At 71.6% G+C, this 14,542-nt stretch carries 15 protein-coding genes; 6 read left to right on the top strand and 9 right to left on the bottom strand.

What is annotated here, in order from left to right:
* Window positions 1–135 precede the first annotated feature (135 nt).
* From ACTG9Q_RS15545 to ACTG9Q_RS15555, 3 genes are read left to right on the top strand one after another with little or no spacing between them, the layout of a single operon-like run.
* Window positions 136–651, top strand: coding sequence for an RNA polymerase sigma factor (locus ACTG9Q_RS15545; RefSeq protein ID WP_455573478.1), 516 nt, complete (start codon window positions 136–138; stop codon window positions 649–651).
* 43 nt (window positions 652–694) lie between these two features.
* Window positions 695–1,822: a class I SAM-dependent methyltransferase gene (locus ACTG9Q_RS15550; RefSeq protein ID WP_455573479.1), complete on the top strand. Its 1,128-nt coding sequence runs from the start codon at window positions 695–697 to the stop codon at window positions 1,820–1,822.
* A gap of 41 nt (window positions 1,823–1,863) precedes the next feature.
* A complete protein-coding gene (locus ACTG9Q_RS15555; protein WP_455573480.1) occupies window positions 1,864–2,670 on the top strand; it encodes an alpha/beta fold hydrolase in 807 nt (268 codons plus the stop codon).
* 573 nt (window positions 2,671–3,243) lie between these two features.
* Here the strand turns inward: ACTG9Q_RS15555 and ACTG9Q_RS15560 are convergent.
* From ACTG9Q_RS15560 to ACTG9Q_RS15570, 3 genes are all read right to left on the bottom strand, one after another.
* Window positions 3,244–3,579: a hypothetical protein gene (locus ACTG9Q_RS15560; RefSeq protein ID WP_455573481.1), complete on the bottom strand. Its 336-nt coding sequence runs from the start codon at window positions 3,577–3,579 to the stop codon at window positions 3,244–3,246.
* Between the two features lie 384 nt (window positions 3,580–3,963).
* Window positions 3,964–7,002, bottom strand: coding sequence for a BTAD domain-containing putative transcriptional regulator (locus ACTG9Q_RS15565; protein WP_455573482.1), 3,039 nt, complete (start codon window positions 7,000–7,002; stop codon window positions 3,964–3,966).
* 103 nt (window positions 7,003–7,105) lie between these two features.
* The gene (locus ACTG9Q_RS15570) at window positions 7,106–8,263 is read right to left on the bottom strand and encodes a DMT family transporter (protein WP_455573483.1); all 1,158 of its coding nucleotides are present in this window, start codon (window positions 8,261–8,263) and stop codon (window positions 7,106–7,108) included.
* Between the two features lie 69 nt (window positions 8,264–8,332).
* On the opposite strand from ACTG9Q_RS15570, the gene ACTG9Q_RS15575 reads away from it, so the two are divergent.
* The 3 genes from ACTG9Q_RS15575 to ACTG9Q_RS15585 all read left to right on the top strand — a co-directional run bounded on the left by ACTG9Q_RS15575 (window position 8,333) and on the right by ACTG9Q_RS15585 (window position 10,192).
* Complete coding sequence (locus ACTG9Q_RS15575; RefSeq protein ID WP_455573484.1) at window positions 8,333–9,031, top strand: hypothetical protein; 699 nt, start codon at window positions 8,333–8,335, stop codon at window positions 9,029–9,031.
* Entirely contained in the window at window positions 9,028–9,504 is a 477-nt protein-coding gene (locus tag ACTG9Q_RS15580) for a cytochrome P450 (protein ID WP_455573485.1), read from the top strand. The genes ACTG9Q_RS15575 and ACTG9Q_RS15580 overlap by 4 nt, the downstream gene beginning before the upstream one ends.
* 139 nt (window positions 9,505–9,643) lie before the next feature.
* Entirely contained in the window at window positions 9,644–10,192 is a 549-nt protein-coding gene (locus ACTG9Q_RS15585; protein ID WP_455573486.1) for a sigma-70 family RNA polymerase sigma factor, read from the top strand.
* Between the two features lie 198 nt (window positions 10,193–10,390).
* On the opposite strand, the gene ACTG9Q_RS15590 is transcribed toward ACTG9Q_RS15585, so the two are convergent.
* The 6 genes from ACTG9Q_RS15590 to ACTG9Q_RS15615 are packed head-to-tail and all read right to left on the bottom strand — an operon-like array spanning window position 10,391 to window position 14,513.
* Entirely contained in the window at window positions 10,391–10,594 is a 204-nt protein-coding gene (locus ACTG9Q_RS15590; RefSeq protein ID WP_455573487.1) for a ferredoxin, read from the bottom strand.
* A complete protein-coding gene (locus tag ACTG9Q_RS15595; protein ID WP_455573488.1) occupies window positions 10,591–11,886 on the bottom strand; it encodes an NADH-ubiquinone oxidoreductase-F iron-sulfur binding region domain-containing protein in 1,296 nt (431 codons plus the stop codon). Before ACTG9Q_RS15595 ends, ACTG9Q_RS15590 begins: the two co-directional genes overlap by 4 nt.
* Window positions 11,883–12,464: a ferric reductase-like transmembrane domain-containing protein gene (locus ACTG9Q_RS15600; RefSeq protein ID WP_455573489.1), complete on the bottom strand. Its 582-nt coding sequence runs from the start codon at window positions 12,462–12,464 to the stop codon at window positions 11,883–11,885. Before ACTG9Q_RS15600 ends, ACTG9Q_RS15595 begins: the two co-directional genes overlap by 4 nt.
* Window positions 12,461–13,363, bottom strand: a complete 903-nt coding sequence (locus ACTG9Q_RS15605; RefSeq protein ID WP_455573490.1) for an FAD:protein FMN transferase — start codon at window positions 13,361–13,363, stop codon at window positions 12,461–12,463. The genes ACTG9Q_RS15600 and ACTG9Q_RS15605 overlap by 4 nt, the downstream gene beginning before the upstream one ends.
* A complete protein-coding gene (locus ACTG9Q_RS15610) occupies window positions 13,363–13,680 on the bottom strand; it encodes a hypothetical protein (protein ID WP_455573491.1) in 318 nt (105 codons plus the stop codon). The genes ACTG9Q_RS15605 and ACTG9Q_RS15610 overlap by 1 nt, the downstream gene beginning before the upstream one ends.
* Complete coding sequence (locus ACTG9Q_RS15615) at window positions 13,677–14,513, bottom strand: hypothetical protein (protein ID WP_455573492.1); 837 nt, start codon at window positions 14,511–14,513, stop codon at window positions 13,677–13,679. Before ACTG9Q_RS15615 ends, ACTG9Q_RS15610 begins: the two co-directional genes overlap by 4 nt.
* Window positions 14,514–14,542 lie beyond the last annotated feature (29 nt).

Here is a 14,542-nt window from a genome sequence, read left to right on the forward strand (position 1 = left end):
GTGGAAAGTGGCCCGGCGCATCATGTGGCGAACGGGGCGAGCACACAAGAGGGGTCCATGAACACCACCAGCGCGATAGTGACGATGAGCGGCGCACCCTGCGCGCTGAGTGACCAACAGGGGCTTGAGAGGTCGGTGGGTGACGCCGAAATCCAGCAGCGCTTGGCCAGGGGAGACCTCGGGGCGCTGAAGCTCCTCCAGGAGCGCCACGGCGCCGCGATGTACGCGGTGGCGTACCAGATCCTCGGGTGCCCGAGCACCGCCGCGGAAGCGGTCCGCCAAGCGTTCGCGCATGTCTGGCGTTCCCGGGCGGTGACGCCTCGGCACGGGCTCGCTCCCTGGCTGTGCGAGGTCACCTGCGACGCCGCGGGCGTGCCGCGGACAGGTGGGGCGCCGGACAGGGCGACGGCCTGGGCGACCTGGGGGCTGCGCGCCGCGCTCGGGATCCTGCCGCCCGCGGACCGGCAGTTGCTCGAACTCGCCACCCGCCACCAGTGCACCGCTGCCCAGATCGCGGAGCGGACGGGCCTTCCGGTCGACGCGGTGACCTCGCGTCTGGGGCGCGTTCGCCGCGCGCTGGCCGCTGCCATGGCTCGGTCCGATGCGGGTCTGCCGCGGTCATCGCCCGCCGCGCTCCCGCGGCGGGCGTGACCGCCCACTGCCCCGCGGTGCCAGGCGTTCGACGAGGAGCACGGTGAGCACGAGGAGTTCGGTGATGTCGGTGTCGGAGGCTGCGGGACCGGCCGAAAGGGATGACCACACCTCGGGCGCGGCCTTGGCAGGCAGGCTGCAGGACGCGTTCGCGGCGGGAGCTGAGCTGCTGGCCGTCGAACTCGGGCGCAGGCTCGGCCTCTACGACGCCGTGCACCAAGCCGGGGCGGTGACCGCCTGCACGCTCAGCAGACGGGCGGGCATCGCTCAGCGCTACGCCCGTGAGTGGTTGGAGCAGCAGGTCGTGGGCGGGTTCCTCGTGGTCATCGAGGAGACCGGTGACGCCGAGACCCGCCGCTTCGCCCTGACGGCCCCAGGAGCCGATGTCCTGCTCGACACGGACAACCCCGGCAGCCCGGTCGGGTTCGCCTGCGCGCTGGCGGCCCTCAGCACCGCACTGCCCGCCGTGGTCGAAGCATTCCGGACCGGTGAAGGGGTGCCGTTCCACACCTATGGCGCCGAGATGCGCGTCGGCTTGGCCTCGATCACCGGGGCAGGTCCGCAGAACTCGGTGGGGGAGTGGCTCGCGGCGCTGCCGGACATCGCGGCGCGCCTCGCCGCGGGGGGAGTGGTGCTGGACGCGGGCTGCGGCACCGGCTGGGCGTCGGTCGCGCTGGCCCGGGCGTTCCCCGAGGCGATGGTGCACGGCATCGACACCGATGAGGGATCGGTGGGGGAGGCGCTGGAGGACGCCCGTGCCGCTGGTGTGGTCGAGCGGGTGCGCTTCACCACGGCGGACGCGGCCACTGCCGTGGGAGACGTGCCGTGCTACGACCTCGTGTGCGTCTTCCACGCCCTGCACCGCATGGGTGATCCCGTCCGCGCGCTGTCGGCGTTCCGCTCCGCGCTGATCGAGGGCGGCGCGGTCCTGGTGGCCGAGGAACGTCCTCAGGACACGTCCGGGTCATCCGCTGACGTCCGGCGACGGCTGCTGCGCGCGATGAGCGTGCTGCACGGGCTGCCGGTGTCGTTGGCGCAGTCGCCGAGGACAGCGCACGGATCAGTCGTGCGCGCCCCGATCGTGCGCGACTGGGCTCATCGCGCGGGCTTCACATCAGTGACCGAGTTGGGGGTCGAGCACCCCCACTGGCAGTTCTACCGCATCGATTGAGCACCACAGCGCTGGGTGTCAGGCCCGCAGATCGGAGTGTCATGCCCTTCGCGACGACGGGGACGGCCGCCCTCTACTACGAGGCGGCAGGTGAGGGAGACCCCGTGGTGTTCGTGCACGCGGGCATCGCCGACAGCCGGATGTGGCACCGCCAGGTCGCGGACCTCGCCCGCGATCACCGGACGGTGGTGTACGACATGCGCGGCTTCGGCCGGTCCGCACCTGTTCCCGGGCCCTTCTCCTCCACCGATGACCTCCTCGGTCTGCTGGACGCCCTCGACGTGGGCTCCGCTCACCTGGTCGGTTGCTCGTTCGGCGGAATGGTGGCCATGGACCTCGCCCTGACGGCCCCGGACCGGGTCCGCTCGCTGACCATGATCGCTTCGCGGCCCGCGGGCTACGACACCGGTGACGCGGACGACCCGCGCGTGGCCGCCATCGCCGCCGCGGAACAGGCGGGCGACCTGGACGCGGTCAACGAGCTGGAAGTCGACTTGTGGGTGGTGGGGCACGACCGGAGCCGCGCGGACGTCGACCCCGCCATCGTGGCCCTGATCTTGGACGCCAACGCCATCGCGCTGGCCAACGAGCGCCGCGGCCTCGGTGACCCCAAGCCCTTCAACCACCCAGAGGGCCTTTCCGCCCTGGCTGCCCTGCGGGTGCCGCTGCTGGTCGTCCACGGTGAACACGACCTCCCGTGGGCCTGCCGCGCTGCCGCGGACATGGCGGCACTCATCCCGGGGACGCGGGTGGTCGAGATCCCCGGCGCGGCTCATCTGCCCGGCTTGGAAGCCCCTGGTCTGGTCAACGCGGAGCTGCGCGCCTTCCTCGACGCCCGCCGAGCGTGAGGCGCGGACCGTCCCCGCCCGCCCAGCCCCACCCGATGCGCACCATCCCGATCACGAGTGACCAATCTACGGGCAAGTGATCACTCTCGACTTTAATAGCTATTCTTGTTGATGTCGGGGAAACGGCGCGGAGCTCTCGGCGACCACCCACTCGGAACTGGAAGTAAGTTGTAAGTCATCTATGAGAAGGGTTGGTTAACGTGTTACTCGGCAGCTGCTGAACCGGCTTGCCTCAAGTCTGACTGACCAGAAGATGCTCATATCGATGGGCTCGCCATGTTGCAACAGTTGACTACTCGGAGTGTTGATGAAGATTCAAAATTCCGCACGCCTCGCCGCGCTCATGTTAGTTTCGGCCACTGCGAGCCTGCTCTTGGCGGGCCCTGCGACAGCGGGATCATCTCCCTGCATGGGTAGCGTTCCGTGCGATAGTTCCAACGGATGGTTCGCTCCGCCCTTCCCATTTGTTCCCGACCCCGAGAATCCGGTCGAAAAGCCCTGTGGAATGTCGAGTGTGAGCGGCGTCTGGTACACCCCGAGTGGGCCAGTGCCCCAAACGCACTACTACTTCCGCTACTGTCCGGCGCCAGGAGAATCGGTGTACGCCTGCGCCCTGTGGGAAGACCATCCCTTTACGGGGGAAACACGAAAGGCTATCGGCACGCGATCGTTCTGGATCGGCTCGGACCGCCAGCGTCTCGATGCGGCGACTTTCAGGTACAGGTCAGTCCAAGAGGGAGAGCCTTCGCCGGCGTCCGCCGAATCCTGCGGTAGCGTTACCGGACCCGCGGAGTAGGGTGTTGAATAGCTCATGAGGGCCGGTTTGGATAATGGAAAATCATCTTTTTCTTGATGTTGCTCCAGGCTGGTCCTGTGATTCACCTTGAGGGCGCGGCGCATGTCGTTCATGTGTCGCGCCCTCAAGGGGTGCCTGCTCGCCGATGACGTGTTTCCGTAGCGGTCGTGTCATGGCTGATCACCGCGCCCTCGATGCTGTGGCAGGGATCGGGAGCTGTGCACTGATTACAGCAGCGAACAGCGCGTGCGTGGAGATTTGGCTTCCGTTACCGCGGCTGGGGGCGGGGTGGGGAAGCGGGCAACCACGCGGAGTGGACCACCCGCTCCGGGGCGTTCCTGGTTTCCCATTGGGCCGTGCGCAGGTTCCAGAAGAGGTCCTTCGACACTCTCCGCCTGTCGGTGGTGGGGATCAGCTCCTCAGCCATGGCTTCTCCGATCGCGTTCAGTGGCTGAAGAAGGGTGTCAAAGCGAACTTCCACGGCGCTTTCACGCGCCTCACACCGCCTCCGAGAGCGGCTCGGTGAAGGCCGCCAAGCGGTCGAGGGCCAGTCTCAGGACGGCGGCGACGCCCATATCCGCCCCTTCGGCCGAGAGGGCGGCGATCTCGTCGCCGCCCAGGTGCGTGGCGAACTCCGCCTCCAGCGCGCGGAGCCGTTCGGCGTCCGCCCCGAACTCCGGGACGGCCATGGTGTGGCTGCGCACCGCGCTGAGCAGGGTGACCGCCCCCGCGTGGTCTCCCAAGCGGGCCAGCAGGAAGACGACCCCGCGGATGCCCGCCCACTGCTGCAGCCAGTTGCCTGTGCGGTTCCAGTGCTCGACGACCTCGCGGTAGAGCGGCACCGCCCGCCGGGGATCTCCTCGGCGCATGTACACCGATGCCAGCGACGTCATGGCGGCCCCGACCAGGCAGCGGTCATTGTTGCGGAAGCCCAGCGCGAGCGCCTCGCTGAGCAGGGGCTCGGCGCGGGCGGGGTCGTCTTCCAGGATCACCTCGCCCAGCAGGTAGGTGGTCCAGGCCGCGACCGGTGCCGAGCGGGTCTCGGCGCGAAGCTCGCGGGTCATCGCGAGTCCTCTCGCGGGGTTCCCGCCGTAGGCTTCCGCGAGGCACAGCAGGACGACGGCGTAGCCCTTGCGCATGTCGTCGTCGGCTTCCTCCGACCAGCGCACCACCTGCTCGGACATCGCCACGGCGCCTCCCAGGTCGCCGGAGAGCAGGGCGAGTTCGGCCATCGGCTGCCCGACGTAGCGGCGGCGCGGGTCGTCCTCATCGAGCAGGGCCTCCGCGCGGTCGGCCAGGGCCCGGGCCGCCACGAAGTCGCTGCGGTACCGGGCGCAGCCGACCGCGACGGCCAAGGCGACGCCCGCGAGGGGGCGGTCCTGCGGGGAGCCCGAGCTCTCCCACCGCTGGACCGTCTCCTCCGCCCAGCCCGCGATCTCTCCCGGCATCTGCAGCTCGGCCCAGTTGACCAGACCCACCACCAGTCGCAGGGCCAGGCCGAGGTCGTGCTCGAGCGCCCAGGAGTGCGCCGTGCGGACGTCATCGATCCGCTTGGAGATGTTCGCGATCCACTGCCCGCAGTCCTCCGCCAGAATGCGGATCTCTCCGGCTCGGACGATCTCGTGCATCCGCTCGGCGTGGGCCCGGTGAGCGGCCACCGCGTCGCCGCGCTTGGCCAACCGGTCACGCCCGAAGGCCCGCAGCGTCTCGAGCAGGAAGTAGGTCGTCGAGGACCCCGTGTCGTCGGTGGACGCGACCACCATCGACCGGTCCACCAGCCCGCCGATCCGCTCCACGATCGACATCCGGTCGATGCCGGAGACGGCGGCGGCGTCGAGGGCGGTGAAGCCCGCGGCGAACACCGAGAGCCGTTCGAACAGGACCTGGTCCTCGGGCGAGAGCAGCTGGTAGGACCAGTCGACCACCGTCTGCAGGGTCTGGTGGCGCTCGGCGGCGAGCCGGTACGGGTTGCGCAGGAATCGGAAGCGGTCCGGCAGACACTCCACGATCTCGGCCGGGGTCATGAAGCGCATCCGGCCCGCTGCGAGCTCGATGGCCAGCGGCATTCCGTCGAGCCTGCGGCACACTTCGCTGACGGCCTCCAGCGCCCGCCCCTCTGCCTTGAACGCGGGCGCCACCGAGCGGGCCCGGTCGAGGAAGAGCCGGACGGCGTCGGAGTGGCCGTCCCCGTCGGGTTGGCTCAGCGAGAGGGGCTGCACCGGGTTGATCTGCTCGGCCTCGATGCCCAACGGCACCCTGGAGGTGGTCAGCACGGCCAAGTCGGGGCACTGGCTCACCAACTCGTGCACGAGGTCGGCCACGGCTTCCACGACGTGCTCGCAGTTGTCGAGCACGAGCAGCATCCGCCGAGGTCGCAGGTAGTCGACCAGCCGAGCCGTGGCGCTGGTGGTGCCCCCCCGCTGCACGGCCAGCACGGTGAGGACCGCGTCGGCCACCGACGCGGTGGGCGTCAGTGGCGCCAACTCGACCAGCCACACGCCGTCCGGGTACTTCCCCTCCCGTACCTGGTGCTGCGCGGCGGCCACGGCCAAGCGGGTCTTGCCGACGCCCCCGGGCCCGGTCAGCGTCAGGGCCCACTGGGCGCGCAGCCTCGCCGCCATCTGCGCCAAGACGTCGTCGCGGCCGACGAGCGTGGCGGGTGTGCTGGGGATGTTGCCCGGCGGGCGCCACTCTTGGGCCATGACCGACTCGGCGACCACCGTGACCGCGTCCCCGGGGCGGGACAGCAGCGCGGGGTCCTGTCGCAGGATGCGGCCTTCGAGTTCTCGCACCGCGGTGGACGGCTCGAGTGCCAACTGCTCGGCCAGCAGCGTGCGGTAGCGGCGGAAGGCCGAGAGGGCGTCCGCCTGCCTGCCGTCACGGTAGAGGGCCAGCATGAGCAGCGACCGGGGCCGCTCACGCAGCGGGGACTCCGCGACGATGCGCTCGAGCAGGGCGATCGCCTCGGTCGGACGGTCGAGCGCGAGCGCCACCTCGGCCCGGTCCTCCAAGGCCCCGATGCGCAGTTCGTCGAGGTTGGCCACCTCGGCGGCGGCGAAGGCGTCATCGGTGAACTCCGCGAACGCCGGTCCGCGCCAGAGCCGCAGTCCCTCGTCCAGGCGCGCCGCGGCCCGGGCCGGGTCGACCCCGAGGAGTTCGCGCCCCTCCCGGGCCCTGGCCCGGAACCGGGTCACGTCGAAGGCCTCCGGGTCGACGTGCAGGAGGTAGCCGGGTTGGCGGGTGAGCAGGGCGGCCCCGAGTCCCACCGCGCGGAGGTTGTTGCGCAGTCGCGACATCACCGTCTGCAGAGACGCGTCGACGTGCACGGGGGGCGAATCACCCCAGATGACCTCTGCCAGGGCATCCGAGCTGACGACGGTGTCGAACCCGATGAGGAGGGCGGCGAGCAGCCTGCGGGGCTTGCCGGACCGGAACGGCAGGACCTCCGGCGAGTTCCCCGGAACGACGAGTTCGAGCGCTCCCAGCGCTCGGACGCGCACTTCGTGCGATTCGGCTCGCAGGTCGTCTGTGTGCATGGGCACGCCTGCCTCTGTTGCTGCGGATGTTGACCACGTGGCCGTCATTGTTACACCCCGTACGGGCGGAGGGTCCGTTCGCGACGAAGCGGATCCTTGGTGTCTAACTGGTTGGAGGGCGAGCGGCGATGGCAACCGCGGTCACGATGACAGCCCCTCCTACGGGTTGGTTCCAGTCGAGACGTTCACCGAGCACGACGAGTCCCGCGACGGTGGAGAACACGGGGACCAAATAGGTCGACAGTGTCGCCACGACCGGTCCGACGGTGCGCAGCAGGTGGTGGTTGACCAGGTAGGCCACCGCGGAACCGAACACCCCGAGTGCCACCATGCTGCCCACGACCGGAGGGGTGAGCGCTGAGGTGCCAGGCGCGCCGCCCGCCAGCAACGGCGCGGCGATGACGAGAACCGCCGACCCGATCACGAACTGGCAGGCGATCAGCGCCGGAATCGGTTCAGGCCGCGTCGTCAGGTGGCGGGCCGTGTACGCGATGGCGAACGCGTAGCTCACCACCGCGCCGAGGCAGGCCAGGTGGCCGCCCGCCTGAGCGGCCGGAAGGGTCTGCCAGGGGCCGAGCAATATGGCCACTCCGGTCACCCCCACGGCCAAGCCCGCCAGGGAACGGCGAGTGGGCTTCTCCACGCGCACCACGGCCCAGGCCGCCAGCATCGTGGTCACGGGCACGGCGGCGTTCCACAGTCCGGCCACGATGGAGGGCACCTGCCGCTCGGCATAGGCGAACAGCAGGAACGGGATGACATTGCCGAACACGGCCGCCACCGCGAGATGTCCCCACAGGACCGGTTCGCGGGGGAGGCGCAGGCGTAGACATCCCATGATTACCAATAGGGTGGCCGCGCCGAGCCACACGCGGCCCGCGGCCACATAGGCGGGGTGGAGGGCCTCCACCGCGACCTTGATGAACATGAAGCTGCAGCCCCAGATCGCCGAGACCAGCAGGAACGGGGCCAGCCACCCCGCTCGGAGCGTTCCACGGGTCATGACCGCGTCCATCCCACGCCCTCCGCGCCTCGCCACTCCCGAGCGATGTCCCCCGGAGTACGGGTGCCTCGACCTGATCGGTTCCGCGGGGGATGCCGGAACCACGTGATTCACAGGCGGCTGCCCTGCATGGCCGCATTCGTCATCTGATCCCGGCCTTCCAAGATGATCACACGCTGCTCGTGCTCGTGAAAGCCCAGAGAAAGCACCCACCGGCAAGGTGCGTTCGAACGGGTCGGACGAGAGGGGCGCGATCATGGCTGGATCAACCCGAAGGCCTGTCCGGTGACGGCCGCCGAACGCTTGAGCTCAGCGCGAGCCGATTTCATGGGCGACATCTTCGAGACCTACGCGTGGGCTCGTGCCGACGCGCCGGTGGCGCACGTGGCGTCCATGGACCTGTGGGTAATCACCGGGCAGGCCGAGATCATGGCCATCCTCCGCGACGACCGGCGGTTCTCCACGCGCCGCAACTTCGACAGCGACTTCGACCTGACGCCGGAGTGCCAGGAAGTGCTGCGAGGCAGTGACTACTTCACCCGGGCCCTGCTGGCGATGGACCCACCCGAGCACACCGGCGTCCGCGACGTGGTGATGAGCCGGTTCTCGCCACGGCGGCTGGCGGAGCTGACCCCTTTCGTGCGGCGGGTCTCCGAGGAATTGGCGGACAGCCTCACCGGGGACACCGCCGACCTGGTCGCGGAGTTCGCCTACGCGCTTCCGATGCGGATCGTCTGCGACATCATCGGTCTGCCGCTGGATGACCACACCACCATCAAGGACTGGCACAACCAGTGGATGGCGTTGCTGGTCGTTCCCTTGGACCCCGAAGCCCAGCTCGCCTGCGCGCGCACCGTGGTCGCCTACGACACCTACCTGCGGGAGTTGCTCGCCGCGCGCACCGGTGAGCCGCGGTCCGACCTCGCCTCGGACCTGGCGGCAGCGGTGGGGCCGGGACCTGCGCCCGCTCGCAGGCCGTCGCCGCGCTGCGGTTCCTGCTCGCGGCGGGATACGAGACCGTCATGAACACCCTCACCAACGTCCTGTTCCAGCTGCTGTCCAACCCGGGCCAGTGGGCCAGGCTGGTGGAGAACCCCGACCTCGCCGCGGCCGCCGCGGAGGAGGGGTTGCGGCACGACTCCGGTGCGCAGGGCACCACTCGCCACGCGCTGGTGGACGTCGCGCTGGGCGGTGCGCTCATCCCCGCGGGAGCCCGGGTGCACTTGATGACCGGCGCCCCCGGTCGCGACCCGGGGACGGTGGTGGACCCGGACACCTTCGACCTCGACCGCCCGGACGCCCGGAAGCACCTCGCGTTCGGCTACGGCACCCACTTCTGCGCGGGTGCCCCCCTCGCCCGCCTCGAACTGGAGACCGCCTTGCGGACGCTGGCCGTCCGCTTCCCCGGAATGCGGTTGGCCTCGGGCTTCACCCCCGTCTACCCGCCCGGCGGCTACATGCTCCGCGGGCCCGCGGAGCTGCCTGTCGTCCTCCACTGAGGCGTCAGAACCGTCTCGGTCCTCTGAAAGTCCGTGAAAGCCGCGCGACAGGCGGCGGAGGCAGGCTCCGGAGGTCATCGACCCGCTCGACCGGCTGTGCCGCCGGGCGGCCCGCACGCTCTGCAAGCAGGTGATCGCCATGACCGTGAGCGTTGAGGATCCGGAACACGCGGTTGGTTGGGCATCGGGGGACGCTCTCCTGCGAGCCCTCTACCGCGACCACTGGATCGCCCTCCTCAGGTTCGTCCGGGGCCTCACCGGTGACTGGTCGGGGGCGGAGGACATCGCCCAGGAGACGCTGCTCCGCGCGTGGCGCCACCGGGGAACTCTGCGCGCCGAATCCAGCGCGGTCCGCGGGTGGCTGCTGACCGTCGCCCGCCACCTGGTCATCGACCGGGTGCGGGCGAGGGCCGCGCGGCCGACCGAGGTCGCTGACACCGCGCTCCCGCAAGGTCGCACCGGGACCGACCGCTGGGACGAGATCACCACCGCGCTCACCATGGCCGACCTGCTCCACCAACTGACACCGGACAAGCGGGACGTCGTGGTCGAGATCTTCTACCGCGGTTCGACCATCGCGGAGGCGGCGGCCCGCCTGGGTCTGCCGAAGGGGACTGTCAAGTCCCGCGCCCACAGGGCCCTGCACGACCTCCGCGCGCTGGTGAGCCCCGCGCTGAGAGCTTGCTGACGATCCGTTCGAGTCCAAGAGCGCTGTTGACAAGGTCGCCCCGCAGGACGACCCGTAGCCGGACCCGTTCTAGGCCAGCGGAACAGGAGAGCGGCCGCACCCTCGGTGCGGCCGCTCTCCTGTTGTTTCGCGGCTGTGCGGCCGTCCACCAGGAGCGCTCGGCTCACGGTCCGGCGGTTGGGTCGCGGCGCGAATCCCTCACCGGCTCTCCCGCAGGCGCAGGGCAAGCCTCGGGCAGAGGGCGACGGCGCGGCGCGCGTGCCTGCCCAGCTCCGGCGGCACGGCAGTGGAGTCGATCACCGGATAACCCCACTCGTCCAGCCCGATCCGCTCGGGCAGCAGCTCGGCGCAGACGCCGTGGCCGTCGCAGGCGATCATGTCGACCTCGATGCGGGCGCTCATCGCCATCCTTCCGCGCGGTCCGGCAACGTGGGCAGGGGGAAGTAGGACCGCCGGTGCGAGTGCGGGCAGCCATGATGGCGCAGGTGCAGGCCGATGTGGTCGCCGAAGACCCGCAGCGCGCTGCCCACCAGGCGGACCACGCCGTCAGGGTGCGCGCACGCCCCCCGCCGGTCCACCCGCGCCATTCGGAAGCGCAGCCGGTCGAGCGAGGTCCGGTCGCCGCCCCACGTGACCCTGGCCAGGTCGTCGGCGATGGCGGGCAGCCCGTTGAAGCACGGACCGCACTGCCGCGCGTTCTGCGCTCCCATCCACGAAGCGATCCGCACCGTCTCGGCCAGGCCGCACACATCCGGTGGCAGGACGGCGAGCACGCCCGCGCCCGGTGAGGCGCCGATGGCCGCGAGGCCGTCCGGGGAGAAGGGCAGCCGGAGTTCCTCCGCGGTGACCCAGTTGCCCCCGTACCCACCGACCAGGACGGCCTGCACGGGTGTGCTGGGCCCGCCCGCCGCGGCCAGGATCTCCCGGCCGGTGGCGCCGACGGGCAGCTCGTGGACGCCTGCGCGGCGCACCGCGCCGGTCACCGAGTACAGCGCCGTCCCGGGTGACTCGGCCGTGCCGATGGCGCGGAACCAGGCCGGGCCGTACCGCGCGATCTGCGCCAAGTGCGCCAACGTCTCCACATTGGAGACAAGAGTGGGCTTCCCGTCGACGCCGGACTTGTAACTCGACACCGACCGCGGCTTGCCAGGACCGCCGCCGACGAAGTTCGCCAGGGCGGTGGACTCGCTGGAGACGTACCAGCGCGGCGGTTCGACGACATCCACCGGGACACCGCCGCCCCAGCGGGCGGCGACCCGTTCGGCCACGGCGTGCCGGACCCGGTCCGCCAGGCCCGTTCCCCGGTGCACGCACACGGTGATCCGCCCGGCGCCGACCGCGAGCGCGGCCAGCTCCGCTCCGTCGAGCACCAGGTGCGGGACCACGGCGAGCAGCAGCTTGTCCTTGCCCGCCGCGGGTTCGCTCTCGGCGCCATTGACGATCACGTGCGCCGCACCCGCGGCCTGGGCGTTCTCGGCCACCGCGCCCAGCTTGCGCCCGGCGGGGAACCACGCCCCACCGCGCCCGCGCAGTCCGGACTCGCCGACGGCGCGGATCAGGTCCGGCACGGCGGGCAGGGGTTGCGGCCCGTGCAGCTGGGCGTGCTCGGCCAAGCCGCACTCGCGGCCGGTGGCCGCCCAGTGCCGCAGCAGGCGGGGGCCGCTGTCGTGGCGGACGGGTGCCGGGGCGCTCACACCGGCCTCCGCACGGCGATCCGGCGCCAGCCCGCCAACCGGTACCCGCCACACACCAGGACGGTGAGCACGCTCGCACCCACCACGACCAGCACCCAGAGGCGGTCGGTGCCCAGCCCGACGGTGTGGGCCAGCGCGATCGGCCAGCCCGCGTACGCCAGCCAGTGCACCGCCCGCCACACGCGGAATCCCAGCCGCGCGCGCAGCAGGCTGGTGACCAAGACGGCCACCATGGTGTCGAAGGCGATCGTGCCCAGCCCCAGCCACAGCGGCCGGTAGTCCGCCGTGAACGGCACCACGACGTCGACCAGGCCGATCTTGACGTACTCGTCGGCGGTGATGACGACCGCGTGCAGCGCGACCAGGGCGATGGCGAAGAGCGACACGTTGCGGTGCAGGGCCTCGGTGACGAACCGGGGCCAGCGGGGCGACGCCACCCGGCCCGCGGTCAGCAGGCCCAGCGCCATCACCGCGGTGAACGCGGCCAGTGAGACGAACCCGCTGGCCCTGGACAGGTACCAGTACGTGCTCTCCGAGATCAGGGGCGCGGCCGTGTGCGCGGCGGGGCCGGGGTTCACGCTGCCTCCAGGGCTTCGGCAGGCCATCCCGCCACGCGGGTGACCGTGCGGTCGGGGGCGACCAGCCGGGCGGGCAGGTCGAGGGCGGCAAGCCATGCCGGTGCGCGTTCGCCCAGCACCACGGCGGCGGTGGCGGCGGCGTTGGCGGCCGCGCAGGTGCGCGCGGTGACCGAGACCGTGCGCCACACCCGGCGGGCGGGCATGCCCGTGAGCGGGTCGAGGATGTGGTGCAGGACCTCCCCGCCGCCGCGCCAGGCGCGCACGGCGGTGCTGGACGTGGCCACACCGCCGGACCTGATGGTCACGACCTGCCCACCACCACTGGCGCGGTGGTCGTCAGCGACCCGCACCCGCCACGGCAGAGCCGTGCCCGCGACGGCCACGTCGCCGCCCAGGTTGACCAGGACCGCGCAGCCGAACCGCTCGGCCAGCAGGGCGGCCGCCCGGTCGGCGCCCCATGCCTTCGCCGTGGCGCCCAGGTCGAGCCGGACGCCGTCGGGCAGGCGCACCGCGCGGGTCGCGGGATCGAGCCGGATGCCCCGCCAGCCGGGACCGGGGAGCGGCCGCACCGCGCCGACGTCGGCGGGCATGTCGGCGAAGGTGCGGTCGTAGCCGACAGCGACCAGGCAGGCTCCCATCGAGGGCACGGTCAGCCCCCCGGTCTCCTCGGCCACCGCCATCGCGGCCTCCAGCGCCCCGTAGAGCAGCGGGTCCAGCCCGCTCCCCGACCGGCGGGCGTTCAGCTCCGACAGTGCCGAGTCCGACCGGAACCGGCTGCACGCGCGGTCCAGGTCGGCGAGGAACGCGCGCAGCACCGCCTCGGCCTCGGCCAACGCTGCCGGGTCATCCACCAGCAGGTGCGCCGTCGTGCCGAGCGCGGCGAACCCGACCCCGTCCATCACGAACCCCCCGAGGTGGTGTCCTCGTCCCCGCTGGAGCTCTCCGGCCGGTCATCGGGCGGCACGAGCGTGGGTTCGGGCCCCTGACCGCCCCCGTCTGGGGGTGGCTCCGCCTCGCCGGTGCCGGGCGCGCGGGTGGGGGCCTTCGCGATCTCGGTGCTGTAGTCGCCTGCCTGCTTCGGCGGCGGCGCCGCGGCCGCGATGGCGGCGCCCAGGCCGAGCGTCCCGGCGATCCCCGCCGCGACGACGCCGATCGTCACCCTGGTCACCTTGGCCACCCCGGCGTCGCGCCCGGCGGGCGGCAGTGGTCGCGTCATCTGTCCTCCCCGTTGTCCGCGCCCGTCCGGCCGAGGGCGGCGAGCCCTTCGCGGGCCAAGCGGTGCGCCGTGCTGAACTGTTCTCTGGTGCTGGCCGCGGCCAGCAGCACCTGCGCCTCGTCGTGGCGGTCACGCGCGGTCGTGGCGTCATCCGGGGGAAGGTCGGTGAGGGCGCGGCCCAGCCGCTCGACCGCCGCGCGGGCCTGCGCGTCGTGCGCTGAGACCTCCGCGCGCGTTCGGGAGCGCACGACCCCGATCCAGGCCAGGACCGCGGTCGCCCCCGCGCCCAACCCGGTCGCCACCGAGGCCAGGACCCCGCCCCCGCTGCCATCCTCGGCTGCCCGAGCCTGCGGCCCCGAAGAGCAGCTGGGCGCTGCCTTGACGGCCGTGGCGAAGTCGATCAGCGCCTCGGTGAGGTCGCTGTTGCCGTCCGCGTCGAGGAACTCCTCGTTCGCATCGATCGACTTGGATGCCGCGCGCCCGGCTTGATCGGCGCACAGCACGTCCGAGCCCGCGTAGAAGTACCGGCCCGCGATCACCGCCACGGTGTTGCCCGGCAACCTGCCCGCCAGCTGCCTCGGCAGCACCCGGACCTGGCCCACGCTCGGGCCCGCGGGCAGGATGGCGATCTTCACCGGGGCGTCCCCGATCACCGCGGCCACGGCGGTGACGTCCACCCGCCTACCCGCGTCAGGGTGCACCCACACTGATGCCGCCGCCAGCGCCCCGGCCGCGTCGTCCACGGGCTCGGCCACCGCGGGCGGGGCCAGTGCCGCGAACTGCACGCCGAGCACCACCCCCGCTGCCGCGATCGCCAGGACAGTCCTGAACACCCGCACACCGCACCTCCGTCTGCTCGCCA

It is taken from the genome of Actinokineospora lacus, assembly GCF_053813445.1.